The organism is Actinomadura sp. NAK00032 (genome assembly GCF_013364275.1).
In the GTDB taxonomy this organism is placed as follows: Bacteria; Actinomycetota; Actinomycetes; order Streptosporangiales; family Streptosporangiaceae; genus Spirillospora.
This window is the reverse complement of sequence record NZ_CP054932.1, coordinates 5,483,069-5,507,926: the sequence shown is the minus strand read 5'-3', so window position 1 is coordinate 5,507,926 and position 24,858 is coordinate 5,483,069. Positions and strand designations below refer to the sequence as shown.

Annotated in this window: 26 protein-coding genes; 11 read left to right on the top strand and 15 right to left on the bottom strand. The window is 72.7% G+C overall.

Translation table 11 applies throughout. From position 1 onward, the window contains the following. Positions 1–59: 59 nt before the first annotated feature. Positions 60–1,424, bottom strand: coding sequence for a wax ester/triacylglycerol synthase family O-acyltransferase (locus HUT06_RS25735; RefSeq protein ID WP_217711456.1), 1,365 nt, complete (start codon positions 1,422–1,424; stop codon positions 60–62). A gap of 143 nt (positions 1,425–1,567) precedes the next feature. On the opposite strand from HUT06_RS25735, the gene HUT06_RS25730 reads away from it, so the two are divergent. Then, positions 1,568–1,708, top strand: coding sequence for a hypothetical protein (locus tag HUT06_RS25730; protein ID WP_176198067.1), 141 nt, complete (start codon positions 1,568–1,570; stop codon positions 1,706–1,708). Between the two features lie 77 nt (positions 1,709–1,785). Here HUT06_RS25730 and HUT06_RS25725 read toward each other — a convergent pair whose 3' ends face one another. Continuing rightward, the gene (locus tag HUT06_RS25725; protein ID WP_176198066.1) at positions 1,786–2,133 is read right to left on the bottom strand and encodes an STAS domain-containing protein; all 348 of its coding nucleotides are present in this window, start codon (positions 2,131–2,133) and stop codon (positions 1,786–1,788) included. A gap of 289 nt (positions 2,134–2,422) precedes the next feature. Here HUT06_RS25725 and HUT06_RS25720 point away from each other — a divergent pair, with 289 nt between their 5' ends. Together HUT06_RS25720 and HUT06_RS25715 are read left to right on the top strand one after the other, a co-directional pair. Further along, positions 2,423–3,280, top strand: a complete 858-nt coding sequence (locus HUT06_RS25720) for an ABC transporter ATP-binding protein (protein ID WP_254715385.1) — start codon at positions 2,423–2,425, stop codon at positions 3,278–3,280. Next, positions 3,277–4,983: an ABC transporter permease gene (locus tag HUT06_RS25715; RefSeq protein ID WP_176198064.1), complete on the top strand. Its 1,707-nt coding sequence runs from the start codon at positions 3,277–3,279 to the stop codon at positions 4,981–4,983. Before HUT06_RS25720 ends, HUT06_RS25715 begins: the two co-directional genes overlap by 4 nt. On the opposite strand, the gene HUT06_RS25710 is transcribed toward HUT06_RS25715, so the two are convergent. From HUT06_RS25710 to HUT06_RS25695, 5 genes are all read right to left on the bottom strand, one after another. Further along, on the bottom strand, positions 4,911–6,311 hold the full coding sequence (locus HUT06_RS25710) for a lysylphosphatidylglycerol synthase domain-containing protein (protein WP_176198063.1): 1,401 nt from the start codon (positions 6,309–6,311) through the stop codon (positions 4,911–4,913). The two genes, HUT06_RS25715 and HUT06_RS25710, sit on opposite strands and share 73 nt — an antisense overlap. 41 nt (positions 6,312–6,352) lie before the next feature. Further along, positions 6,353–6,556 (bottom strand): phosphatase PAP2 family protein, encoded by a 204-nt coding sequence (locus tag HUT06_RS44775; protein WP_254715798.1) that lies wholly within the window; start codon positions 6,554–6,556, stop codon positions 6,353–6,355. Next, positions 6,459–7,304, bottom strand: a complete 846-nt coding sequence (locus tag HUT06_RS44770; protein ID WP_254715384.1) for a hypothetical protein — start codon at positions 7,302–7,304, stop codon at positions 6,459–6,461. The genes HUT06_RS44775 and HUT06_RS44770 overlap by 98 nt, the downstream gene beginning before the upstream one ends. A gap of 185 nt (positions 7,305–7,489) precedes the next feature. Beyond that, the gene (locus tag HUT06_RS25700) at positions 7,490–9,088 is read right to left on the bottom strand and encodes a polysaccharide deacetylase family protein (RefSeq protein ID WP_176198061.1); all 1,599 of its coding nucleotides are present in this window, start codon (positions 9,086–9,088) and stop codon (positions 7,490–7,492) included. 116 nt (positions 9,089–9,204) lie between these two features. Then, complete coding sequence (locus HUT06_RS25695; RefSeq protein WP_254715383.1) at positions 9,205–11,478, bottom strand: heavy metal translocating P-type ATPase; 2,274 nt, start codon at positions 11,476–11,478, stop codon at positions 9,205–9,207. 223 nt (positions 11,479–11,701) lie between these two features. Between HUT06_RS25695 and HUT06_RS25690 the strand changes: the two genes are divergently transcribed. Then, complete coding sequence (locus HUT06_RS25690) at positions 11,702–12,550, top strand: universal stress protein (RefSeq protein WP_176198059.1); 849 nt, start codon at positions 11,702–11,704, stop codon at positions 12,548–12,550. Between the two features lie 225 nt (positions 12,551–12,775). Beyond that, a complete protein-coding gene (locus HUT06_RS25685; RefSeq protein ID WP_254715382.1) occupies positions 12,776–13,288 on the top strand; it encodes a cyclic nucleotide-binding/CBS domain-containing protein in 513 nt (170 codons plus the stop codon). Between the two features lie 66 nt (positions 13,289–13,354). Here HUT06_RS25685 and HUT06_RS25680 read toward each other — a convergent pair whose 3' ends face one another. Further along, a complete protein-coding gene (locus HUT06_RS25680) occupies positions 13,355–13,732 on the bottom strand; it encodes a DUF302 domain-containing protein (RefSeq protein ID WP_254715381.1) in 378 nt (125 codons plus the stop codon). Positions 13,733–13,822: 90 nt separating this feature from the next. Between HUT06_RS25680 and HUT06_RS45305 the strand changes: the two genes are divergently transcribed. Next, positions 13,823–14,122 carry an aldehyde dehydrogenase family protein gene (locus tag HUT06_RS45305; protein WP_217711815.1) on the top strand — a complete coding sequence of 100 codons (300 nt, stop codon included), beginning with the start codon at positions 13,823–13,825 and terminating at the stop codon, positions 14,120–14,122. A gap of 147 nt (positions 14,123–14,269) precedes the next feature. Here the strand turns inward: HUT06_RS45305 and HUT06_RS45300 are convergent, their stop codons facing one another. Further along, positions 14,270–15,151, bottom strand: coding sequence for a LysR family transcriptional regulator (locus HUT06_RS45300; protein WP_217711455.1), 882 nt, complete (start codon positions 15,149–15,151; stop codon positions 14,270–14,272). Between the two features lie 102 nt (positions 15,152–15,253). Between HUT06_RS45300 and HUT06_RS25665 the strand changes: the two genes are divergently transcribed. Beyond that, positions 15,254–15,544, top strand: a complete 291-nt coding sequence (locus HUT06_RS25665; RefSeq protein ID WP_176198056.1) for a YciI family protein — start codon at positions 15,254–15,256, stop codon at positions 15,542–15,544. A gap of 100 nt (positions 15,545–15,644) precedes the next feature. On the opposite strand, the gene HUT06_RS25660 is transcribed toward HUT06_RS25665, so the two are convergent. Then, a complete protein-coding gene (locus HUT06_RS25660; RefSeq protein WP_176198055.1) occupies positions 15,645–16,157 on the bottom strand; it encodes a GNAT family N-acetyltransferase in 513 nt (170 codons plus the stop codon). A gap of 285 nt (positions 16,158–16,442) precedes the next feature. Further along, positions 16,443–16,766 carry a nuclear transport factor 2 family protein gene (locus tag HUT06_RS45295; protein ID WP_176198054.1) on the bottom strand — a complete coding sequence of 108 codons (324 nt, stop codon included), beginning with the start codon at positions 16,764–16,766 and terminating at the stop codon, positions 16,443–16,445. A 188-nt stretch (positions 16,767–16,954) separates the two neighbouring features. Here HUT06_RS45295 and HUT06_RS25650 point away from each other — a divergent pair, with 188 nt between their 5' ends. Genes HUT06_RS25650 through HUT06_RS25640 form a run of 3 tightly spaced genes read left to right on the top strand, consistent with a single transcriptional unit; the run spans position 16,955 to position 20,204 of the window. Beyond that, on the top strand, positions 16,955–17,650 hold the full coding sequence (locus HUT06_RS25650; RefSeq protein WP_254715796.1) for a carotenoid biosynthesis protein: 696 nt from the start codon (positions 16,955–16,957) through the stop codon (positions 17,648–17,650). Next, positions 17,638–19,083 (top strand): NAD(P)/FAD-dependent oxidoreductase, encoded by a 1,446-nt coding sequence (locus tag HUT06_RS25645; protein WP_176198052.1) that lies wholly within the window; start codon positions 17,638–17,640, stop codon positions 19,081–19,083. Before HUT06_RS25650 ends, HUT06_RS25645 begins: the two co-directional genes overlap by 13 nt. After that, positions 19,080–20,204 (top strand): glycosyltransferase family 2 protein, encoded by a 1,125-nt coding sequence (locus HUT06_RS25640; RefSeq protein WP_176198051.1) that lies wholly within the window; start codon positions 19,080–19,082, stop codon positions 20,202–20,204. Before HUT06_RS25645 ends, HUT06_RS25640 begins: the two co-directional genes overlap by 4 nt. Here HUT06_RS25640 and HUT06_RS25635 read toward each other — a convergent pair. Next, positions 20,155–20,751 carry a glycerol-3-phosphate acyltransferase gene (locus HUT06_RS25635; RefSeq protein ID WP_176198050.1) on the bottom strand — a complete coding sequence of 199 codons (597 nt, stop codon included), beginning with the start codon at positions 20,749–20,751 and terminating at the stop codon, positions 20,155–20,157. The genes HUT06_RS25640 and HUT06_RS25635 overlap by 50 nt on opposite strands. Between HUT06_RS25635 and HUT06_RS25630 the strand changes: the two genes are divergently transcribed. Then, a complete protein-coding gene (locus HUT06_RS25630; RefSeq protein WP_254715379.1) occupies positions 20,726–21,472 on the top strand; it encodes a spheroidene monooxygenase in 747 nt (248 codons plus the stop codon). The two genes, HUT06_RS25635 and HUT06_RS25630, sit on opposite strands and share 26 nt — an antisense overlap. A 5-nt stretch (positions 21,473–21,477) precedes the next feature. Here HUT06_RS25630 and HUT06_RS25625 read toward each other — a convergent pair whose 3' ends face one another. The 3 genes from HUT06_RS25625 to crtI are packed head-to-tail and all read right to left on the bottom strand — an operon-like array spanning position 21,478 to position 24,832. Beyond that, positions 21,478–22,452 (bottom strand): phosphate acyltransferase, encoded by a 975-nt coding sequence (locus tag HUT06_RS25625; RefSeq protein WP_176198049.1) that lies wholly within the window; start codon positions 22,450–22,452, stop codon positions 21,478–21,480. Beyond that, the gene (locus tag HUT06_RS25620; protein WP_176198048.1) at positions 22,449–23,366 is read right to left on the bottom strand and encodes a phytoene/squalene synthase family protein; all 918 of its coding nucleotides are present in this window, start codon (positions 23,364–23,366) and stop codon (positions 22,449–22,451) included. Before HUT06_RS25620 ends, HUT06_RS25625 begins: the two co-directional genes overlap by 4 nt. Further along, a complete protein-coding gene (gene crtI, locus HUT06_RS25615; protein WP_176198047.1) occupies positions 23,363–24,832 on the bottom strand; it encodes a phytoene desaturase family protein in 1,470 nt (489 codons plus the stop codon). The genes HUT06_RS25620 and crtI overlap by 4 nt, the downstream gene beginning before the upstream one ends. Between the last annotated feature and the right edge of the window lie 26 nt (positions 24,833–24,858).

The following is a 24,858-nucleotide window of genomic DNA, read 5'->3' as shown; positions in this document are numbered from 1 at the left end:
GGTACGCGCGAAAGTCCTGTTCCGGAGGGACGTTCGGTCCTGCGAAGGCGGGGTTGCCGTCAGGTGGTGGGCGTGGCCTGTGCGGCCTCTTCGAGGAGTTCGTCGATGCCCTCGCGGATGCCCGCGCACAGGGTGTCCAGATCGGGGACCGTGTCGTGGTCTGCGGTGAGTCCGAACGACAGTGCGCCGTCGTAGGAGACGATGCCGACGGCGGTGCGCAGGCCGGCGGTGATCGGGATGTACGGGTCGATCTCCAGCATCCGCCGGCCCATCGCGTACAGCGGGACGGCGGGGCCCGGGACGTTGGTGACGATCGTGTGGATCAGCGGCTGACGCAGACGCAGCGCGGTGTGGGCCGCCGCGGCCAGCAGGCTCGGGGCGTTGCCGGCGAGCTGGACGAGGGCGTCGAGGCCGGCGGCCTGGTCGCGGCTCTTCAAGCCGTCCATCTGCTCCCTGATGAGGTGCAGGCGCCGCAGCGGGTCGGCCTGCCCGCACGGCAGGTCCACCGGCACCGCCGACACCCGGTTCGACGGGACGCCGCGCTCGTGGGCCGACCGGACCGACACCGGCACCATGGCGCGGACGACCGACGCCTCCTCAAGGAGGCCCCGCGCCTCCAGCAGGTCGCGGAAACCGCGGGCGGTCGCGGCCAGGGCCACGTCGTTGACCGACCCGCCGAACGTGCGGCGGATCTTGTCGACCTCGTCCATCCCGGCGCAGACGCGTGTCCAGCGCCGGCGGGGACCGGTCGGCCCGTTGATCGCCGGTGCGCCCGGCCCCGCCAAACGTGTCGCGTAGCCGGGCACCGAGCCCGCGGCGGTGAACGCGTCGCGCAGGACGGGCACGAAAAGCCGGCCCGCCTGCCGCCGGAAGCCCTTCAACCCGTCGATGACACCGTCGCGGAGGATCGCGGCCGCGGACGGCTCGGGCGCGGGCGTCCAGGCCCGGGGGGTGGCGGGCGCACAGTCAGGGTCGGTGTCCAGGAGGACCGCCAGCAGGTCGATGCCGGCCAGCCCGTCCACCATGCAGTGGTGCACCTTGCAGATCAGCGCCCAGCGGCCGTCGGCGAGGCCGTCGACCAGCCATACCTGCCATGGTGATCGGGTGAGGTCCAGCGGCGGTGCCAGGAGGCGGCCTGCGAGTTCGTGCAGTTCGGCCGGGCCGCCGGGTTCGGGCGCGGTGGCGTGCAGGATGTGGTCGCCGACCGAGAAGCGCTGGTCGTCCACCCAGACCGGGTGGGCCAGGTTGAACGGGACGGTCCGGACCCGCTGCAGGCAGCGCGGCGCGAGCCGCAGCCGGGCGAACACCTGCCGCAGGAGGTCGGGGTGGCCGGGCGCCGGGCTTTCGAACACGGTCACGGTCCCGATCTGCAGCGGGCTCGTGTGGTTCTCGGCGAAGAACATCCCGGCGTCCAGCGCGTTCATCCGTTGCATCGTGCACCGCCCTATGAGGTCTCCTTCGAGTCGACCTCGGGGCGGACCGCCGCCCCATCCGGCGTTCGTCCTCCGGCGACGGGCCGAAGGTCCCTGCCGCCGCGCCGGGTCGGGGCGAACACTGGGGGCGGACCATGACGGAGACGGAAGAGGCGGTCGCGATGCCCGGTGGGCGACGGTGGGTGCTCGCGCCTGGAGACCTCGGAGAAGAGCCGGTCGCCTCGGCCAGCCAGGCGCGGCTGTGGACGGCGGTGCCGAGCACGAAGGCGTTGTAGAGCCGGCGTCACCCGCACTGCTCATGGCATGTCCTCACCGCCAGCTCGCGTGCGCCCTCTGGAGTCTTCGCCGCCCGTCAGACGAAACCGACTGCGTTATCCCAGCCGACGCCGGCGGTGCGGGGGCGCATGAACTTCTTGTCGAGTCGAGTGATACGCAGGATCCGCGCCATCTGCGGTCGGACGCCGGTCAGCGTGACGGTGCCGCCGCGCCGCCTCGCCAGTCCGTCGGCGGTCACGATCGCCGCCAGTCCCCGGGCATCGCAGAAGGTCAGCGCCGACACGTCGATCAGGACGTCCGGGCCGTACCCGTCGATCATTCGGGCCAGTTCGATCCCGAAGTGGGCGGAGGTCGCGATGTCCTCGCCGGCGGCCACCACGTGCGCCGCACCGGGCTTGTATCCGGTCAACTGCGTGAGCTGCACGGACGCGCTCCGTGAGATGGCGTTCACATCCATGTCGATCCTCCCGTGGACCTGCCGGCGACACCAGGCTCCGTTTCCGCCCGCAGCCCCGCAAGGGACGGACGTCCCGATGGCACCAGGGCCCGAAGCCACTCGCCCGGGACTCGATCACGGCAATCTCGGCAGGTGCCGAACGGCGGAGGACGAGGGGACCTTCGGCCGCTGCCGAACCCTGATCACAGCCCTACCTTCGGGGGCGGGATCGTGGAGGAGGTGCGCCGTGGTCGCGTCGGCGATAAGGACCGAGGGTTTGACCAAGCGTTTCAGGCGGGTGGTCGCGGTGGACGGGCTCGACCTGAGCGTCGAGCGCGGAGAGATTTTCGGGTTCCTGGGGCCGAACGGCGCCGGGAAATCGACGACGATCCGGTTGCTGCTCGGCCTGATCCGGCCCACGTCCGGCAGGGCGTGGCTCATGGACGTGCCGGTCGGGGACGTCGAGCGCGCCCACCGGCACGTCGGCTACGTGGCCGGGGACGTGGCGGTATGGCCTCAGCTGACCGGGATGGAGACGCTGACGTATCTCGGGAACCTGTACGGCCGTGTGGACGTGCCGTTCCGGGACGAGCTCGTCGAGCGGTTGCGATTCGACCCGGGAAAGCGGGCCCGCTCCTACTCCAAGGGCAACCGGCAGAAGCTCGCGCTGATCGCGGCGCTGATGACCCGGCCGGACGTGCTGCTGCTCGACGAGCCGACGTCCGGCCTGGACCCGCTCATGGAGGCCGAGTTCCAGGTGCTGGTACGGGAGGCGGCCGGGCGCGGGCAGACCGTCTTTCTGTCCTCCCACATCCTCGACCAGGTCCAGGACGTCTGCCACCGGGTGGCGATCCTGCGGGAGGGGCGGCTGGTCGAGGTCGCCGCGCTGGAGGACCTGCGCGGACTCGGCGGGACGGTGCTGGATGCCATCATCGACGGCCCGGTCCCCGATCTCGCCGGCGCCCCCGGGGTGACCGGGGTCGAGCCCATCGACGGCGGCGTGCGGATCTCGGTCAGCGGATCACCGTCGGAGGTGCTGTCCCGGCTGAGCGAGTCGCCGCTGGTCCGGCTGCGCAGCCACGAGCCGACCCTGGAAGAGATTTTCCTGAGTTACTACGAGGCGGCGGAACGATGAGCAGAGCCATTCCCGCGTGCCGGGACGCTGTCCGCCCCTCGCTGGAACACCCGCACTCGGCGCCGATCCGGGTCGGGTTGCTGACTGCCCGACTGATCCGGCGCGGGGTCGGCTGGCTGGTGCCGGCCGTCGCCTTCTATGCCGCGGTCGAGGTCTTCTCTTACGAGCAGACCTATCCGGATGCGGCCTCGCGGCAGAAACTGGCGGCGCTCTCGGATGATCCCGCGATGCGGATGCTGCAGGGCATCCCGCACGCGGTCGACACACCGGGCGGATTCGTCGCCTGGGACGCGGGCTGGATGCTGGCCGCGATCATCGGCATCTGGGCCCTGCTCGTCGCAGGACGCCTGCTGCGCGGCGAGGAGGAGTCCGGCCGCGCCGAACTCGTCCTGGCCGGGCCGATGCGTCCGGCCCGTGTCGTCATGGTGCAGGAGGCGGTGATCGCAGGTGCGGCTCTGGCGGCCGGTGCCTCCGCCGCTGTCACGATGGCGGTGACGGGCGCGGGCAACTCGGGTTCGGCGGTGTTCGGCCTCGGGCTCGCCGGCTTCGCCGCGACGTTCGCGGGCGTCGCGGCGTTGTTCGCCCAGATCTTTCAGGTGCGGCGGCGCGTGACCGCCGCCTCGGCCGCCGTCTTCGGGCTGTCCTTCCTGGTGCGGATGGCCGCCAACAGCGCCGACTCGCGGGGCTGGTTGCGCTGGTTCACGCCCTTCGGCTGGCTTGACGAACTGCATGCCTACCGCGGCCTCGGCTGGTTGGCGCTCACGGTGCTGCTGGCGGCTCCCGCCGCCCTTGCCTGCGTGGCCGTCGCATTGCGGACCCGGCGCGACACCGGCGGCGCGTTGCTCAAAGAGCCGGACCGTGCCCGTGCCCGGCTCCGCGGGCTCGGCGGTCCGGTGGCCTTCGCCTGGCGCGGTACCCGCGGGATGCTGGCCGGGTGGCTGCTCGGCATCGCCGGGTACGCGTTCACGGCGGGGGCACTGATCGTCACGGCTCTCGACTTCATGGCCGAGGATCCGAGCTACCAGCGGGTTCTGGAGACGATCGGGTGGGACGCCGCGGACGTCGCCGAGGGGTTCGCCGGGATCATGGGGATCCTCATCGGCCTGCTCATCGCGCTGTACGCCTGCTGGCGGATCGGTGCGGCCCGTGCCGAGGAGGCCGGAGGCCGGCTGGACCATGTCCTCGCCCGTCCCATCGCCCGCCGCCGGTGGCTCGGCGGCCATATCGTCCTGACCTCGGGTTCGGCGTTGCTGCTGGCGCTGGCCGCCGCGGCCGCGATGTGGGCGGGGGCCAGCGCCACGGGCGCCGGCATCGGGTTCGCCGACACCCTCGCCGCCACCCTCAACCCCGTGCCGGTCGCCGTCCTGGCCACTGGGCTGGCGGTGCTCCTCTTCGGGGCCGAGCCGCGGCTGACCGTCCCCGGTTCGGCCGCGTCGGTCGTCGTCGCCTACCTGGTCGAGATGATCGGGCCGGCGCTGCACTGGACGGGCCCGGTGCTGGACATCTCTCCTTTTCACCATATTGCAAGCGTCCCGGCGGAACCATTCCGAGCCCGTCGCCGCCGCCGTCATGGTCGTGGTCGGTGTCCTGCTCTCCGCGGCCGGCGTTCTGCTCTTCGAGCGTCGGGACCTCACCGGCGACTGACCGCACGGAACGCCAGGACGGCGGGCGGGATCGGGAGCCAGAAGCTGAGGATCCAGTAGGTCAGCACGGTCAGCACGTCCTCTGTCGGGCCCGCCCCGAGGCCGACCAGAGCCAGGACGAGCACTGGCTCGACGATTCCGAGGCCGCCGGGTAGGGGACCCAGGAGACGCACGGGACCCAGCAGGAGGTAGACCGCGGCCAGGATGACGGGGGAGATCGGTACGTTCATCGCGTGGCCCACGGCCAGAAACGCCAGCACGGAGCAGCTGGTCACCGTGCAGTTGCCGGCCAGGAGCGCGATCAGGTGCGGGGGCCGGCGCCACAACCGGGGCAGGCTCGCCGCAGCCGCTCTCATCGGTAGAACGATCTCCGCCCGCCGGTGCCACATCCGCACCGCCCCCAGAGCGGCCACGACCGAGACGACCAGGATCAGCGGCCGGGACCAGGCCGGCGAACGGAGCGTCTCTCCTCCCTGCGCCGCGGCGGAGGCCAAAGCGAGGGCCAGGGCGGCCAGGTGGACGAACGCGCCCGTCAACCGGGTGAGCGCGACGGTCGCGGTGGCCTCGTGCGGCCCCGCGCCGTGGTCGCGGAGGTAGGCGCTCAGGACGGCGGTGCCGCCCCGGCCTGTCGGGAGCTGGCGGGACGCGTAGGACGCGGCGACCTGCCGCACGCAGGTGGGCCCGAAAGCGAGATCGCGCGTGGAGGCGCCCATCAAGGAGAGCGCGCCTGCCGCATAGGATGCCGCCACCAGCAGCACGCCGACGAAGAGCCAGCGCACGCCCGCGTCCGCGAGGACGGTCATGGGAGAGCGCGGTCCCGCGATGCCGATGAGGGCCTGATAAGTGACGAAGCCGGCGAGGACGAGCAGCAGCAGGAACCACGACCGGGACGGGATCCGCGACAAGGGCCGAGGAGCGGCGCGGGTGGCGCCCGCGCTGGTCAGGGCGGTGCGGAGTTCTTCCAGGAGTCCCGGGGTGTCCCGGAGCCTCAGCCGGGTGGATCGTGCCAGCGCCAGGGGCTGCAGGTAGGGGACGGCGGCGTCGATGGCAGATGCCCCGAGGACGTCCACGGCGGCTTGGACGGACCGTCGCGGGTCGGTCACGAGTGCCGTGGACACGAGGAGTTCGGCCACATCCTGGGCCAGCCGGGCGTCGCTGGCGGCGTTTTCGGCGAAGCCGAAGTCGACGAGCACCGGGTGGCCGCCGGTGTCGATGAGCACGTTCGCCAGGCGCAGGTCGCGGTGCGCGATCCGTGCCGCGTGGAGCTTGGTGACCTCGCCCCAGAGGCGGCGGAGGCGGACATCGTCAAGTGCGGCCGAGGACCGACCGCCGGTATCGACGGTTTCCTCTGGGGCGGTCGGCGGGGACGTGCACCTCGCGCGCGGCACGCCCGACCACGTCCCGACGCCCGCGCAGGTCGCCGCCGGCCTCACCCGCTGCGGCCTGAGCGAGCTTGTCGTCGAACCGGTGCACGCGGACGCGCGCGGCTCTGTTCCCCTTCACGGCCCTCTTCTCCGACGGGCGCAGGGCCTTCGTCAAGGCGCTCGGCCGCGACCAGCGCGATGCCGCAGCCGAGGGCCGCACCGCCGACGACGTCGAGCGGGAAGTGGGCGCCCACGTAGACGCGGCTCAGCGGTACGGCGACGGCGACGGCCCACAGGGCCCACCGGACCGGGCGGCGCACGTACGCGGCGGCCAGGGATGGCGGTGACCTGCCGGGCCACCGTGTAGACGGTGAACGCCTCCAGCACCCCGACCCGGGACACACCGGCCACCTGCAGTGACACGTAGAGCACCGCGAACACGCAGACGTGGTAGCCGACGGCCGACAAGGTCAGCGCCGGCCACCGGGCGCGGATCAGCTCGCGGGCCTCACCCTGGAACCGTCCGACGTCACCGGTGTGGTCGCTGATCCGGCGATGTAGCAGCCGCGCGACGGGACGCGCGGCGCGGAAGAGCCCGGCCACGATCGCCGACGCCGCACGGTCGCTCCACAGCATGACGGCGGTCAGCATGACGAGGACGGCGGCGAGCCACAGCCCGAGGGCGCCCGCCCCGCGGACACCGGGCGGAACGTCCGATGCCATGGCGAGCATGCCGAGCGCCAGCAGCGGCAGCGTCAGCCGGGCGACGAGGTTCCAGATGCCCGTCACCAGCAACTGCAGCGCGATCGGGCCGCCCCGGAAACCGAGGTCTCGGGACATCCTGACGTTCAGCGTGGCACCGGCGGCGCCCCCGCCGGGCAGGGCGGTGGTCACCACGTTGATGATGGACGCGGGCCCGAGCCGCAGTCCCGGCAGTGCCGCGCTCAGGTTGATGGCCGACAGCAGCACCGACAGGGCCGTGAACGCCGACAGCACGATCAGATCCAGGGCGCTCACCCGCGTCCGCAGGATGTCGGTGACCTCCTCCAGATCGACGAGGTCGGGCAGTACCTTCCCGAAGATCGCGGCAACGAGGAGCAGGGCGAGGACACGGCCGAGCCGGGTCCGGCCGCGTCCCCGTCGTGCGGTGCGGGCCTCGGCGGGCCGGTGGGGCGGCCCTTGGAGGTCTGGACGCTCACCGGTCAGGGGATGAGCGCGTCGAGGGTGGTGAAGGAGTAGCCGGCTGCGCGGAGTCCCGTGATGATCGCGGGAAGCGCGTCGGCGTCCAGCGTCGTGCCGTCGTCGGGGTTGGCGCCGACGTGCATCAGCACGATCATTCCGGGCGTCTTGGCGGCCAGGACCCGGGCGATGACCTTGTCCGCGGTCTGCCCGCCCGAGGTGCCCTGCCAGCCGAGCGAGTCGACCGTCCAGCCGACCGGGACGTAGCCCAGTGCGTTCAGCAGCGTCACGTCGGAGGCGGTGTAGGCGCCGTAGGGGAAGCGGAACAACGGCACCGCCTGCGCCCCGTTGGCGTTGAAGATCGCGGTGCGGGCGGTGGCGACCTGTGTCTTGGCCGTGGCGTCGCTGATCTTGGTGAAGTCGGGGTGGGTGTCGCTGTGGTTGCCGATCCGGAACCCCGCCCCGGCCAGCAGGTTGCTGTAGACGGGGAACCCCCTAGCGAAGTCGCCGACCAGGAAGAACGTGGCCGGGACGTTCTCGCGCTGCAGGGTGGCGCGGATCGAGGAGACCCCGGCGGCGTCCCACGCCGAGTCGAACGTCAGCGCGGCGACCCTGGACGTGGTGGGGATCTTGGTGACGTTCTTGCCGCGCAGCGCGGACGGCACGCCGGGCGGCGGCCCGGGCACCCAGGCCTTCACATCGGTCGTCCAGGTGGCGCCGGTGATGGTTCGGCTCCAGAACGCACCGTCGCGGCCCCGCCCGACCGACACGGTCTTGCCGCCGGCGAAGGCGGTGCCGGGCCCGTCGACGTACAGGCCGCCCATGATCTGCCAATCGCTCCATGACCCGGTGTAGGCGCGGACGCGCAGCCGGTGGGTGTCGGCGTTGCGGACGAACACCCAGACCTTCCCGGTCGCGGTGTCGGCGGCGATGCCGGGAGTGCTGTAGGTGCTCTCGCCGAGGGATGTCCAGTCCGACCAGTCGGTGCCGGTACGGGTCCGGGTCCAGACGGCGTGGTCGCGGCCGGTGACCACGACGCGGACGGTGTCGGTGCCGGTCACGGCGACTGCGGGCGCGGAGTCCGCGGTCATGTCCAGGGACGTCCAGGCGCTCCAGCCGGTGCCGGGGGTGTAGGTCTTGGTCTGCAGCTTGTCGGCGGTGTCGCGGACGAACACCTCGACGCGCCCGTCGGGGTGCCCGGCGGCGGCCGGCGAGGTGCTGATGAGCAGGTCGTCGACCTTGGCCCAAGGCTGCCACATGCCGCCGGCGCGGACGCGCTCCCACAGCTTGCCGTCGACGCCGCGCCCGTACACGCGAGGGTCGCCGCCGGTGAAGGTGACGGCGGCGCCGCCGAGCAGGCGTCCGGCCAGGTTGAGCGGGGCGGACCATGCGCCGTCGACCAACCGCCGGTACAGCACGTTGGCGGTGGAGGCCCGGTAGGCGACGTCGAACCCCTTGCCGCTGGGCCAGCCGGCGATGCCGGGCGTGTAGGTGGGGATGTCCTCGGTCGCCGCCGCACGGATCGCCGTGCTGGGGGAGGCCGCCAGAGCGGGCAGCGCGGGCGCGGCCACCAGGGTCGCCGGGAGCAGCACCGCCGTCGAGAACGCTGTGAGGCGTCGCATCGGAGTTCACCGTCCTTCGGTGGGGACTCCAGCGTCCGCTCCCATGTCCGCGCAGAGGAGTGGCGAAGGTCCTGTCACCGCTGCCGAACGTCGGTGGGTCGGGGCTTGTCGGTGGGTCAGGGCTTGGAGGTGTCGTGGACGTCGGCGAGGACGAAGTAGTTCTCCTCCTCCTGCGCGAAATGCAGCCGCAGGACCGCGTACAGCTCCTGGACGGTGCGGCGCAAGTCGGCGGCGGGCTCCGGTGCGTCGGGCGCGGCGCGCAGCTCCGCGATGAGGGAGCCGATGCGGCGTGTCAGCTCGGCGATCTCGGTGTGGCCGCGGCTCATCGCACCGGTGGGGTCGGCGCCGCCGAGAGCCTTCGCCACCGCCGGGTAGAGAAGCCGCTCATCCTTGCGCTCATGTTCGGCGAGATCGGTCAGGAAGCCCGTCAGCGCGTCCAGGGCGGCGTCTCGCTCCCGTCCGCGGGACGTGGTGATCGTGTCCGCCAGAACGGGCAGCCGGTCGATGCGCGGCCACAGCGCCCGGTGCTCCTCGTCCAGCCGCCGGACGAGTTCGGCGGCGTCGCCGTGCAGCCGCGGCTCCCGGTCGCGGCCCGGACCGAGCGCGCGCAGCGCGGCGAGGATCGCGGCGACGTCGATGCCCTCCTGAAGCAGTGCGCCCGCCGCCGGGGCCAGCATCCCGAACGCCGCGGCGACCATCGCGGCCAGCGACAGCCCCATGCCGACGACCACGCTCTGCCGCGCGACCGAGCGGGTGCGGCGTGCGATCGCGAGCGTCTCGGCCACCCGCTCCAGCCGGTCGACCGTGATCACCACATCGGCCGCCTCCGACGACGCCGTCGCGCCCCGGGCGCCGAGCGCGACGCCGACACCGGCCGCGGCCAGCGCGGGCGCGTCGTTGACCCCGTCGCCGACCATCACGGTCGCCGCCCGCTCGCTCTCCGCGCGGGCGACGCCCACCTTCTCCGCAGGGGTGAGGCCGGCGTGCACGGCGTCCGTGCCGACCAGCCGGCCGATCGAGTCCGCGACGTCCGCGCGGTCGCCGGTCACCATCACGGTGCGCTCGATGCCGGCCCGGCGCAGCAGCCGGAAAGTGCGCGGCGCGTCCGGGCGGATCCGGTCGCGCAGCAACAGGACGGCCGCGACCTGCCCGTCCACGCCGACGAACACGGTGATCGCGTCGTGCGCGGAGGCCCGGCGGCGCACCCGCTCCAGCCAGGCCGATTCGGCTTCACCGGCCCAGCTCGCCTTCCCGACGCTCACCCGATGGCCGCCCACGACACCGCTCACCCCCTGTCCGGCGGTCTCGGCGACGTCCGACGGCGCGTCGAGCGGCAACCCGCGTTCGTGAGCGCCGCGCACGATCGCCGAGGCCAGCACGTGCGGTGACACCTGGTCGAGCGAGGCCGCCAGAGCCAGCGGATCACCGGCGGGCGCCGGACGCGCGGGGATGATCTCGGCGAGCGCGGGACGTCCGGTGGTGACGGTGCCGGTCTTGTCGAACAGCAGCACCCGCGCCCCGGCGAGCCGCTCCAGCGCGCTCCCGCCCTTCACCACCACGCCCCGCCGTGCGCACCGCGACAGGCCGGACACGAACGCGATCGGCGCGGCCAGGATGAGCGGGCATGGCGTCGCCACGACCAGCACCGCCACGGCCCGCACCGGATCCCCGGCGGCCAGCCACGCCGCCCCGGCCAATGCCAGCGTCACCGGGATGAACAGCGCCGAGTACCGGTCGGCGAGCCGCACGAACGGCGCGCTCTCCGCCGCGGCCTCTTCGGTCAGCCGGACGATCCCCGCGTAGGTGCTGGAGGCAGCGTCGTTCGTCGCGCGGAGTTCGAAGGGCCGCCCCGAATTGACGGCGCCGCTGCGCACCGCGCCGCCCGCAGGGCGCTCCACCGGCAGCGCCTCGCCGGTGAGCGTGGACTCATCCAGGACGGCCGTCTCCCGCTCCACGAGCCCGTCGACCGGCACCACCTCGCCCGGGCGGACCAGCAGCCGGTCGCCCGGACGCACCTTGTTGACATCGATCGTGTCCAGGCCGCCGTCGGTCCGGCGGTGGGCGACTCGGGGCGCCAGCGACAGCAGCGCACCCAGATCGCGGCGGGCCCGCCGCCCCGCACGGTCCTCCAGCAGCCGGCCGCCGGTCAGCATCACCGCGATCACCGCGCCGGCGAAAGCCTCGCCGACCGCGACCGTCCCCGCCAGCGCGAGAACCGCGATCACATCGCTGCCGAACCTGCGGTGCAGCAGCCCGGCCACGACCCACCAGACAGCCGGGACGAGCGCCAGCGCCGTCACCAGCAGCCATATCAGGTCGCCGCCCGCGGCCCCGGCCGTCCAACGGACGGCGGCACCCGCCGCCAGCCCGCCACCGGCCAGAGCGAACATGATTTCGGGACCACGTTCCGTGAGCCTGATGCGCATGTCCACCTCGCCGTTCCTTCAAGGCCCAGAACCTTCATGCTTCCCACCCGGGGCGGCCGCCCCCCAGGGGCGGGGGACTCTTTGAGACCGGGGATGAAGACCATCAGGACAGGGACCTTCGCCCCTGGGGCGGTGTGCGACAGGAGAAGAACCTGGAACACAGGAATCGACAACCGAGGGGGACACGATGCCTGAGCCGATCGTCGTCGGCATCGACGGCTCCGAGGAGTCAGATCGCGCCCTTCAGTGGGCGGCCGCCGACGCCGTCCTGCGCGAACGTCCTTTGCACATCGTCCATGCCCTGGAGAGCTGGCCCTACAAGGCGCCGCTGTTCATGCCGGCCGAGAGCACCGAGCGGATGACCCGTGTCGGGCACCGGCTGCTGTCCGCCACCCGCGAACGCGTCCAGGAACGGTGGCCCGCCTTGGAGGTCACGACCGCTCTGGTCGCCGAGGAGACTCCGCGGGCCCTGCACGCCCAGTCGGACAAGGCGTTCGAGTTGGTGCTGGGCAGCCGGGGGCGCGGCGGATTCGCCAGCATGTTCCTGGGCTCGACGAGCCTGCGCATGGCCGCGCGCCCGACCGTCCCGGTCGTGATCGTGCACGGGGACGCCGCCGACCGCGGCGAGATCGTCGTCGGCATCGACCTGCTGCGGGACGCTGGCGCCGTCCTCGACTACGCCTTCGGTACCGCCGCGCTGCGGGGCGCCCGGCTGCGCGTCGTGCACGCCTGGCAGACGCTGGGCACCCTCATCGAGGCCGGCTACGCCATCGACGCCGAGCAGATCGAGCTGGACCTGCGCGCCGAGGTCATCAGAACCTGCAGGCCGCTGCGCGCCAGATACCCGCGCGTGGACGTCGTAGACGAGATCATCCTGGAACACCCGGTCACCGCGCTGGCCAACGCGTCCCGCAACGCGCGCCTGCTCGTCGTCGGCGCCCACCAGCACCGTTGGACGGCTCCCCAACTCGGCTCGATCGCCCACGGAGTCATCCACCACGCCCGCTGCCCCGTCGCCATCATCCCCTCCACCTGAAGCAGCGTCACCGAACCCGGTCACCCACCATCGAGGGCCGACATGGTGACGGGGGGCGCGCGCTCTCTCCGTTGCGGTCTTCTCCGTCGCCCGCTGGGACGAGGCAAATTGCCATGACTGAAACGAATGGAAAACGTGACCCTCTTCGTCGCATGCTCGCGGACCAGTGCGGGAGTACTGGGTTGACTGGAGCAGTGCCCAGAGTGGCGGGTATGGGGCGTCGCTATGAGCGCAAGTACGAGTTCTGAACGAGAGCGGATCATTCAGGTCACGCCCCGGCTGTTCGCCGACCTCGGTTTCGACGGCACCATTGGCGGCCGACGCTCGAGCCGACTGGATTCGATCGATGCATTGGAGGAGAAAATGCTGATCAGCAATGTTTACCGTCCAATGGTCTTCGGCTGCCGAGCGGATGAGCGGCTGGTCGACGTGGCCCGATGGATGAGGGACAACGAGATCGGGGCCCTGGCAGTGCTCGACGGCGAGCAGGTGCTCGGGATCATCACCGAACGTGACCTCGTCGAGGCGCTTGCGTCCTCGGCCGAACCGGCGTCGCAGCCGGCCGCGGCATACGCGTCGACACAGATCCAGACCGCCGGGCTGGAGGAGGACGCGCGCGAGGTGGCCCGCCGAATGCTGGACGCGGGAGTCCGCCACCTGCCGGTCGCGGACCACGGCCGCGTGGTCGGCATGGTGTCGATGCGCGATCTGCTCGCCCTGGAGGCCTGGACGACCTGAAATCCTCCACTGCGATGCCGTGGCCGAGGTCAGGCGAGGCTCAGAAGAGCTTTTCCAGTTGGGCGCTCAGCGGCGCAGGGACTCCAGCGCTGCGGTGAGCCTCCCGGCGGCGTCCTCGGCGACCGGTTCGAGGCCGGGCTGTTCGCTCACTGTGGCCATGACCTGGGGGTCCAATGCCTCGACGAGGGTATCGCCGTCTTCGGTCCGGACGACGACGTTGCAGGGCAGCAGCAGGCCGATCCGCCGGTCCGCCTCCAGGGCCCGGTGGGCCAGCGGCGGATTGCAGGCGCCGAGGATGAGGTAATCCTCCATCGTCTCGCCGAGCTTCTCCAGCAGCGTGGCGCGTACGTCGATCTCGGTGAGCACGCCGAATCCCTGATCCTTCAGCGCTGCCCTGACCCGGTCGACGGCCTGGGGGAACGGCTCGTGCAGTCTGATGGTCATGCCGTAATCCATAAGATCGTCCTTTTGCTGTCGACGGCCTGTGCAGGTGCCTGGTGCTCGTCCTTCCCGGACAGCTTCCTGTCAGCCGCGATGGCGGCGCCTGGTCGAACCGCCCGTCCGGCTGGTCGAGCAGTTCGGTATGCCCAGCTGCCCCGGTCCAGCGGACATGTTTCCGCCCCGAGGCTTGGGGAGGCTACGACATGGCCACGACTGAACTCACCCGCGAGAACTTACCGAAAGACCAACTACGTCGCGCCCTTCGGCGGATTCAAGGACAGCGGCCTCGGACGCGAGAACGGTCTTGAGGCGATCAACGACTACACCGAGGTAAAGACCGCCTGGATCGACATGGGCAACCAGATCAAGGATCCGTTCAACCCCCGCGCTTAGACGGGGGCTACGGGTCGGCTGTGAGCTCATTCCAGCCTAAGAGCGTGTCCCACGTCGGGAGTTTGGCGAACTGCGTGTAGCAGGTGATGGTGGCTGCGAGGACGAGGAAGGCGTTGAACAGGTGGGCGCGGCGTTCGTAGGCGACTGTCAAGCTACGGTGCGGCCGGGCTCTGCCGCCAGGTGCCGGGCCCAGGGGGTACCGGCGGCCGCGGCCAGCACCAGCCGTTCATGGGGCGGTTCCGGTCCGACCGGGCGCCAGACGAGGTCTGGATCATCGGCCGAGCTGCTCCAGGTCCGGAGAGCGACCAGAGCATCATCGCCGATGAGCCTGTGGCGGAACAGCGTATGGCTGCCGTGATCGTCGGGGACCGTGTCAGGGGTCCAGCCGTGCTCGCGCAGGCGCTTGAGAACGGCGGCCGCGTACCCGGGGGCGCGTTCCGACGGAAACCACAGCAATCGCTGACCGTGCAGGTCGGACCAGGTCAGTCTGGGCCGGTCGGCGAGGGAGTGGCGGCCGTGCAGGACGATGCCCAGCGGCTCGTTGCCGACCGTTCGCAGCCGGAGGCCCGAGGTGTCCGCGGGCATGCGCAGGATTCCGAAGGCCAGGGAGGCCCCGAGGAGTAGATCGCGTTGCAGGTAGGAGTCGACCCGCTGGTAGGCGGGTCGCTGCCGTCGGTCGGGCGTGATGGCGTGCTCCGCTGCGGCCAGCACGGACTGCGGCACGCCCCGGCATACGCCGACGGTCACCGCCGGGACCTCGGCACGTGCTGCCGAGATGGACGAACTCAACTCGCCCAGCCCCCGGTTGACGCCGTCCAGGAGAAGCCGTCCTGCCTCGGTCAGCTCCATCCCCTGGGGCAGACGCCGGAAGAGTTGCGTGCCGATGCGTCGCTCGAGCGTCCGGATCTGCTGGCTGAGGCTGGGCTGAGCGATGCGCAGACGCCGGGCCGCCTCGGTGACGGTGCCGGCTTCGGCGACGAGGGCGAAGTACCGCAGGTGCCGCAACTCCACGCCCGAAAGCTGGTCCACGCCCAACTCACCCGCTCTGGCCAGTGCCCATAGGAGCCAGGCTATACCGGGGGAGCAAGCCAGTCTTGGTGTTGGCGGGGCAGCCTCCCGTTAACTTGGGGCATGTATGTGATCGTGCTCAAGTACCTCGCCCCCCTGGACGTCATCGACGCGCTCAAAGATGCCCACTACGCCAACCCCGCCGGCGTGTTCGCCAAGGGGATGGTGCGCTTCGCGGGCCCGCTGGTGCCCCGCACCGGCGGGCTGATCATCGCGGAGGGCGAACCGTCGGCGATCGAGGCGGCCGTCGCGTCCGATCCCTTCATCACCCAGGGCGCGGCCACCGCCGACATCTTCCGGTTCGAACCCACCTGGACGCCGGGGAAGGACGCCGCGGCGCCGAGCACCCCGTGACGAACGCGGACGTAGGGTAGACGCCCCTGACGGGTCGGTCGGCAGTGCGGCGGCGGCCCGTGCGCGCTAAGGGCCGTTCGCCGCGTTCAGGAGCGGGAGATCAGACGCCGAACGCCGCCGCGTAGCGGATGATGCCGCTGGGGACCGGTCGATCGGGGTCGAGGGCGAGCGCCATCATGTACTTGTCCTCGACGTCGAAGGGCGGGCGGATGCCGAATCCGGAGGCCGGGGTGAAGCCGAAGCGCGGGTAGTACTCGGCGTGGCCGAGCACGACCGCCAGGTTCTCGCCCTGCTCGCGGGCGGCGCGCAGGCCGGCGCGGATGGCGGCGGAGCCCGCGCCGCCCCGCTGGCTTTCGGGCTTGACCGCGCACGGGCCCAAGGCGAGCGCGGGCGAGTCGCCGACGTGGCAGCGGGTGAGCAGCGAGTACCCCGTGAGTTCGCCGTCCGGCGCCTCGGCCGGCCAGGACAGGCCGGGCAGCCACGCCTGCGGGTCGTCCCGCAGGGCCTCGATGAGGTCGGCCTCGTGCGGGCAGGGGAAGGCGGCCAGGTTGATGTCGCGGATGGCGGCGACGTCGTCGGAACGCTCGGGACGGGTGGTCCAGGAAGTGCTCATGTCCGGGTTTCGGCAGCCGGATCGTGATCGGGTGCACCGCCGGATCACGATGGTGGACGGCGTGCTGGCCCACGGCCGCCTGGGCCGGCGTGCTCACGGTGGCGCGGCCAGCCCGAACACGAGCATGTGGGAGAGCGAGGCCTGGACCTGCCGAGCCGCGCACCCGACCACGCGATACGGCTGTGGGAGATCGGGCCGTAGGGCTGGTGGCGCCCAGCAACGACCAGAAGAGGACCCACTGCGGTTCTGGGAGGCGCGCACGGCTCGATGCCGATGTCCCCGAGCCTATGGCGAGGTCAAAGTGGCCATCACTCGATCCGGTTCCCAGTGGGCGCGGAACGAGGTGATCAGGCCGTCGTCATCGACCGTGTAGACGGTCAGGCAGTCGATCGTCATGGTGGTCCCGCCGTCCAGCGTCGCGGTGATGGTGACGACGTTGGCGCAGGCGGGGCCGTTGGCGAACGAGTCGCTCACCCGGAAGCGGAACTTGCGCACTCGGGCGATGTTCTCGTCCCAGAACCGCTCGATCCCGTCCGGCCCCCGGTGTCCCTTGCCCCGAGGTCTTGCCGAAGACGGCGACCTCCGCGGGCGAGGCGGCGTTGCGGCCATCGCCCAAGTGGTCGATCAACTGCGCGGCGGCTTGCGGCCGCCTCGGAAGAGGGTGCATCCGGCACGGCGGTTTCCTGCGAAGGCTGTGTATGGGACAGGTGCGCGGGCGCTGGGCCGGGCGGCGTCTGAGCGGAGTCGGGCGGCGGGCACGGGCCTGGGCGGTCGCGGGGGCCGGCTGCTTGGGCGCGATGGTGGTGGCGCAGGTGCTGTCGGGGGTGCGGCCTGAGCCGATCCGGTTGACGGGCGTTGTCGTGGTGCTGCTGGCGGGGAGCGCCGTGGCGTTCGCCGCGGGACGGGACGGGCCCGGCCGCGCGGTCGGGGCCTTCGGCGCCGCGATGGCCGTCGGCTATACGGCGGAGTGGATCGGTGTCCGCGCGGGTTTTCCGTTCGGGGAGTACTCGTATACGTCGCTGTTGCGGCCCCAGCTGGGTGGCGTGCCGGTGATCGTGGCGGCGGCGTGGGGCGGGATGGGGCTGGCGGCGCACGCGGTCGCCACTGCGATCGTTCGGGAGAGCGGGCTCAAGCGGTGGGTGGCGGGGGCGTTGGCGTTGACGGCGTGGGATCTGTTCCTGGATCCGCAGATGCTTCGGTTGGGCTTGTGGAAGTGGGCGGACGAGGGGCCGTACCGGGGCGTGCCGATCAGCAATTTCGCGGGCTGGCTGGTGGTGTCGCTGCTGGTCATGGGGGTGATCGACGTGATCGTCGGACGGTGCGCGGCGGCCGCGTCCGGGGGGCTCGTCGCGATCTACGGGGTGATGACGGTGATGGAGACGCTGGCGTTCGCGGCGGTGTTCGAGCCGCCGGACCGGGGGGTGGCCGTGGCCGGCGGCGCGGCGATGGGGACGTTCGCTGTCCTGGCGTGGAGGCGTGGATGGCCGAGGTGATCGTCGTCGGCGGCGGGGTCGGCGGGATGGTCACCGCGCTGCTGCTGGCGAGGGGCGGCCACCACGTCGGGTTGTACGAGCGGCTGGACCGGCTCGGCGGGAAGCTGGCCGAGCGCGAGCGTGACGGGTTCGCCTTCTCGGTGGGGCCGTCGCTGCTAACCCTTCCGGGCATCTTCCGGGAGCTGGGCGTCCGGCGCGAGCTGGTGGAGCTGGACGAGCTGTGCCGCTACCGCTTCGCCGACGGGTCGGAGTTGCGCGCCTACCGCGATCCAGCCCGGATGGCGGCGCAGGTCGAGCGGTTGGCTCCGGGAGAGGGGGAGGCGTGGCGCGCCTTCTACGGGTGGGCCGCGCGCTGCCTGGACGCGTCGCGGCGGACGTTCTTCGCGGGGCCGTTGGGCCGCCGGCCCGAGCGGGCGCGGATCGGTGACCTTGTCGCGGTCGCGCCGGGCCGGACGCTGGACGGCCTGGCCCGCCGGTTCTTCCGCGACCCGCGGCTGCGCCAGTACGTCGGCCGGTATGCGACGTACGCGGGGTCGAGCCCCTATCGGGCACCGGCCGCGCTCGGCTGCGTCCCGGCGATCGAGCACGGCGACGGGGGCTGGTACGTGCCGGGCGGGCTGTCCCGGCTCGCCGACGACCTGACCCGTCTGCTGATCGAGGCGGGCGTCGAGGTCCACACCGGCAGCCAGGTGGCGGAGGTGGTCGCCGACCGGTCGGCGGTCTCTGGCGTGGCGCTGGAGTCGGGGGAGCGTGTGGGCGCCGATGCGGTGGTGGTGAACGCCGACGCCGCGGCCCTGTACGGCCGGCTGCTGCCGGATCGGCGGAGGCTGCGCCGGATCGGCCGCCTGGGCCCGTCCTCGTCGGCGTTCCTGCTGCTCGCCGCAGTGGACGGACGCACCGACGGGCTGCCGCACCATTCCGTTGTCTTCTCGGCCGACTACCGGCGGGAGTTCGGCGACATCTTCGAACGCGGCGTCCCGCCGGAGGACCCGACGGTCTACATCGGCTGCTCGGCGGTGGACGACGCGTCGCAGGCGCCGGCCGGGGCGGAGAACTGGGTGCTGCTGGTCAACGTCCCGGCCGGTGATCCGGGGCGCTGGCCGATGACCCCGGACGCCTACCGCGACCTGGTCCTAGAGCGGCTGGCGCGCCGCGGGCATGATCTGTCGGGGAGGCTGCGGTTCGTGGAGTCCTTCACACCCGCCGACCTGCGCGACCAGTACGGCGCGTGGGGCGGGGCCATCTACGGGACCGCCTACCGGGGCGCGTTCGCGCCATTCCGCAGACCGGGCAACAGGGGGCCGCGGCGCGGGTTGTACCTGGTGGGCGGGTCGGTGCATCCGGGCGGCGGGCTGCCGCTGGTCGCGCTCGGCGGCCGGATCGTGGCCTCGCTCGTCGAGCAGGACCTTCCAGTGGGGGCGCGGGCCGGATGAGACGGCTCACGCCGCTCCAGGCGGTGGCCGCAGGGGTGGCGGCCACCCGGCTGGCGCGCGGCCGGAACCGTCCCGCGCCCTTCGTCCCCGGCCGCTCCGGGCCGCCGCCGCAGCCGGTGTCAGTGGTGATCCCGGCGCGTGACGAGGAGCTGCGGATCGAGGGCTGCGTGCGGCCCCTGCTCGTGGACCCCGACGTGTCCGAGGTGATCGTCGTGGACGACGGGTCGCGGGACGGCACGGCACGGCTCGCGGCGCGGCTGGGCGCCAGGGTCGTCTCCGGGGCGCCGCTGCCGGACGGCTGGGTCGGCAAGCAGTGGGCGCTGCACCAGGGCGTGCGCGCCGCCGCGGGACCGATCGTGGTGCTGCTGGACGCCGACACGCGCCCCGAGCCGGGGTTGTGCGCGGAGCTCGTCGCGCTGCTCGACACGTCCGACCTGGTGTCGGCTGGGCCGCGGTTCATCTGTGACGGCGTGGCCGAGCAGGCGTTGCACGCCTCGTTCCTGGCCGGTCTCGTCTACCGCTTCGGGCCGATCGGCCCGGCCGCCGCGTCCCCGGAGCGGCTCCTGCTCAACGGCCAGTGCATGGCCTTCCGCAAAAACCCGATGCTGCGGGCCGGAGGGTTCGCGCGGGTCCGCGGCCACCTCACCGACGACGTCGCCCTCGGTCGGCTGCTCGCGCGGGACGGCTGGCGGATCGCCTTCCGGGACGCCGGCGCCCTGCTGGACGTCGACATGCACGCGTCGGCTGCCGAGGTGTGGCGCGAGTGGGGACGATCGATCGCGCTGCGGGACGTGACCGGGAACGGGTGGCTGGCAGCCGATCTCGCGGTCGTCTGGCTGACCCTCGCTCTGCCGACGGTCCGGCTGGTGACGGGCCGCCCGACTCCGCTGGACCTCGGCCTGCTCGTCCAGCGGCTGCTCCTTGCAACGGCCCTGCGCGGCAGTTACGCACGTCCGGGCATGGGCCTGGCGATCTCGCCGTTCCTCGACGTGCCGATGGCGGTGCGCCTGACGTGGTCGGTGCTGTGGCCGGCGCGCACCTGGCGGGGCCGGACCTACGGCCGGCCGGCGGTCAGGCGCGGCGCTCCGCCACGGCGGCCTGACCGAAGCGCAGTCCGATGAGGCACATCAGTGCCCCGGTCGCCGCGACGTGCTCGGCGGGCGCGAAGAGCAGTTGCAGCGCCGGCAGGGAGAAGACCGCCGCGCGGGTGCCACGGGCGAACGAACGCGAGGTCAGGCTCACCCCGGTCAGCAGCGCGACGCCGACCGCGAAGGCGGGCGGGCAGATCACCGCGAAACCGCCGGCGAACGTGAGGATGGAGCGGCCGCCCCGCCGTCCCGCGAACAGCGGCCAGGCGTGCCCCACCATCGCGCCGCCGACCGCCGCGTACACGGGCAGGACGCTCGCGCCGCTGACCGTCCCGAGCATGCCGGTCTCGCCGCCGCCCGCGGCCAGCCCGGCCAGACCCGCCGCGGTGCCCTTGAGCATGTCGCCGGCGAACACCGGGACGGCGGCCTTCCAGCCGAGCTGCTCCATCATGTTCCAGAAGCCGGGGTTGCGGTCGCCGACGTCGCGCGGGTCGAAGCCGTGGGCGCGTCCGACGAGCACCGCGACGGGCACCGAGCCGAGCAGGTAGCCGCCGATGGCCGAGCCGAGCACGGGAGCCACCGATACCAGGGTCGCCGATTCCAAGGTCATCGCCTCGTTCCACCTCATCAGGTACGCGGGTCTGGACGCCATGCGGCACATGGCGTTCGACCGGCCGCTGCTGCGTCGCACCGGCGGGCTGTCGTTCTGGCGGCTGCTGGGCACGGGCCGCGGCCGGTCCATGAGCCTGGGCGCCGACCTGCGCCGCTGGGCGCTGTTCGCCGTGTGGGACGAGGAGGCCGCGCTGGAGGATTTCCTCGCGTGCTCGCCGGTGGCCGGGCGGTGGCGGGAGGAGGCCGAAGAGGCGTGGCATGTCCGGCTCGCGCCGTTGGCTTCCCGCGGCCGCTGGGGCGGACGCGACCCCTTCGCCGCCGCACCGGCCCGGAAGGCCGGCGACGGGCCGGTGGCCGTGCTGACCAGGGCGTCGATCCGTCCCAGCCGGATGGTGGGCTTCTATCGGTCGGTGCCGGGAGTGGACCGGGAACTGCGCCGCCAGGACGGCTGCCTGGCCTCGATCGGGGCGGGGGAGTGGCCGCTGGCCAGGCAGGCGACCTTCTCGCTGTGGCGGGACGAGAACGCGATCGCGCGGTTCGCCTACCGGACGGACGCGCACCGCACCGTCATCGACCGCGTGCGCGGCGAGGACTGGTACGCCGAGGAGCTGTTCGCCCGATTCATTCCCCATGCGAGCCGGGGCACCTGGGACGGGCACGACCCGCTGCACGCCCACCGGTCGCGGTGAGCACCTCACGCGACCGGCCCGACGGAGGCGCGGTCGTCCGCTGGCACCGGCTTGTCGTCCGCGCCCAGCTCGGACGCGACCACGCACGCCCGGGCGATGGCGGCGGATCGTGAAGTGCCGTGCGCCACGACGACCGTGCCGGTCAGCCCGAGCAGGGCGGCGCCTCCGTGCGTGTCCGCCGCGTAGCGCCGGGCGATCTCCGCCAGCCGTCCGGGCGGGGCGATACCGGCTTCGGCGACCATGTCCAGGGTCGTCCGGACGCAGCCCTCGATGTTCTTCAGCACCACGTTGCCGGTGAAACCGTCCGTCACGACCACGTCGACCGTTCCGGCCAGCACGTCGTGCCCTTCGACGTTGCCGTGGAAGCGGACGGGCAGGCCCGGCAGCAGTTCGGCGGCCTCGCGGACGAGCCGATTGCCCTTCCCCGGCTCGGTGCCGATGGACAGCAGCCCCACCGACGGGTCGGCGACGCCCAGGACGTTGCGCGCGTAGGAGACGCCCAGCAGGGCGAACTGCGCGAGCATCTCCGCGGTGGGGTCGGCGGTGCCGCCGGCGTCGACCAGCACGGTGGACCCGGCCAGCGTCGGCAGCGCCACGGCCAGCGCCGGGCGCAGCACGCCCTCCCGCCGGCCGAAGGCGCGGACCGCGCACGTCACGATCGCACCGGTGGACCCCGCCGAGACCAGCGACGCCCCCCGCTGCCGGGCGAGGGCGCACCCGACCATGAGGCTCGAATCCCGCCGTGCGGCGGCTCCCGAGCCGCGCTCGGCCATCGGCACCACGTCGTCGGCGTGCCGGACTTCGACTTCACCGGCGCCGCCGTGCCGCCGCAGTTCGCGGTGCACCTCATCGGCCCGCCCGACGAGCAGGACCGGGACGCCGTGGCCGCGACGCGCCGTCAGCGCTCCCGGTACCGTCTCCGCCGGCCCGTGATCGCCGCCCATCGCGTCCAGCACCACCGGGCGCGCCGCCCCGCTCATCTCAGGCCGCCCCCGGCGGGCTGCCGCCGTTCGGCGCGGCCGGCGGCGGAGGCGGCCAGCAGGTGCCGCGCGAAGATCGCGGCCCGGCGGCGGCGCGGCACCCGGGCCCGCGCGGTCAGCACGTCGTGGCCGGCCGCGGCGATCTCGTCCAGGATGCCGCCGTACAGTTGGTACGCGGCGCGGATGCAGGGGCGGGACGACGGGGCCAGCAGTTCCACGCCGTCGAGGGCGTGGCGGTAGTGGTCCCGGGCGCGGTCGGCCTCGAAGGCCACCAGTTCGCGCAGCGCCCGTCCGCGGCCGCCGCCGTGCAGGTCGTCCTCGGTGACCCCGAACTTGGCGAGGTCCTCCTGCGGCAGGTAGACGCGGCCGCGGGCCAGGTCCTCGGCGACGTCCCGCAGGAAGTTCGTGAGCTGGAACGCCCGTCCCAGCTCGCGTGCGGGCTCGCGGGCCGGCCGCGCGGCGCCGGGCACCGTCTCCAGGACGGGAAGCATCATCAGCCCGATCGCGGCGGCCGAGCCCTCCATGTACACCAGCAGGTCGTCGTAGGTGCCGTACCGGGTGACGGTGAGGTCGGCACGCATGGACCGCAGGAAGGCGTCGACGTCGGTGCGTTCGATGCCGAAGGAGCGGACGGTGTGCACGAAGGCGGGCAGCACCGGGTCGGCGATCGCCTCGCCCGCCAGGCTCGCGGTGAGCCTCCGGGTCACCGCGTCGAGCGCGCCGGCTCGTCCGCCGGGGTCCGCGGCCGTTTCGCCGCACGCGTCCACGATGTCGTCCACGTGGCGGGTGAAGCCGTACAGCGCGTGCACATGCCTGCGCTTCCACGCCGGCAGCAGCAGGGTCGCCAGATAGAAGGAGCGCCCGTGGCGGGCGTTGAGCCGGCGGCAGTGTTCATAGCTCGCGGTCAGCGTCATCGGCGGCCTTCCAGGATGCGGGCGGCGGCGAGCCGCCCGGAGATCAGAGCCGGTGGGACGCCCACACCGGGCGCGGTGTACATCCCCGCGAAATGCAGGCCGGCGACGCGGCGGCTGCGGCCGGCGGGCCGGAACCAGGCCGTCTGGGTGAACCGGTGATCCAGCGCGAACGGTGTGCCCGCCGAATGGCCCAGGCGGGCCCAGACCCGCGGATCGAAGGTCCGCCGCGGCGCCGCCGCCAGGTCGCCGTAGCCGAGGTCGGACAGGCGGCCGAGCAGGCGCTGCTCCAGCAGCGGCCCGAGAACATCCCAGTCGGCTCCGCTCGCCGTGTTGGGGGCGGGTTCCAGAACGCTCAGCGTGCCGTGGCCGGGCGGTGCCGCAGTACCGTCCACTTCGGGGCACGTGATCAGCAGGCTCGGATCGGGTTGCGGACGCCCGGCGGCCAGGGCCGAGAAGGCACCGGCCCACTCCCGGCCGAAGTGCAGCGTGTGGTGCGCCTGTCCGGGCTCCCGGCGATCGATTCCGAAGTGCATGACCAAGCAGGACGGCGAGTACCGCGAACGGCGCAGCCGCCAGTCGCCTGCCGCGCCGGGCAGCAGGCCCCGATGGGCCTCCGCCAGGTCGCAGGCGACCACGACCGCCCCGGCGGCTAGCCGCTCGCCGCCGTCTAGCCGCACCGCCGCCACCCCGGAGGAATCCGTCTCGACCCGCTCGGCGCGCACCCCGTACCGGATCACGGCGCCCGCCTTCTCGGCCACGGCGGCCAATGCCCGCGGGACGGCGTGCATGCCGCCGGACGCGGGGAAGTACACCCCGCCGACAGTGTCCATGTGCGCGACGACCGCGTAGATGGCCAGTGCCTTGGCGGGAGGCAGCCCGACGTACAGCGCCTGGAACGTGTGCGCCCTGATGAGCCGCTCGTCGGTCAACTGACCCGCCACGAATCGGTCCAGGCGCCGGAACCCGCCCGCCGCCGCCAGCCTGAGCAGCGCGATCGGACGGGCCATGCTGCGCAGCCGGGTCATGTCCGCGTCGATGAACGACGACCACTCGGCCTCGAACATCGCCCCGAGCCGCCGCCGGAACCGCAGGTACCGGGCCGCCTCCTCCGGCCCGCACAGGGCGCGGACGTTCTCGGCCATCCGCTGCGCGCCCGCCACCACGTCCAACTGTGAGCCGTCGTGAAAGGACAGCCGGTAGAACGGGTCCAGGCGCCGGAGCGGCAGCAGATTCTCCATGTCCTCGCCCGCCGCGCCGAACGTGTCCGCCAGCACCTGGGGCATGGTCAGCACCGAAGGGCCCGTATCGAACCGGTAGGCGCGGGCGTACGCCGATCCGCAGCATCCACCCGGTTCGTCACGGGCCTCGACCACCACGACCTCACGGCCCCGCGCTGCGAGATGGATCGCTGCCGACAGCCCGGACAGGCCTGCCCCGATCACGACGACCGGACCGCTCGCCGCCATCAGCGCCCGCCGCGCGGACCATGCAC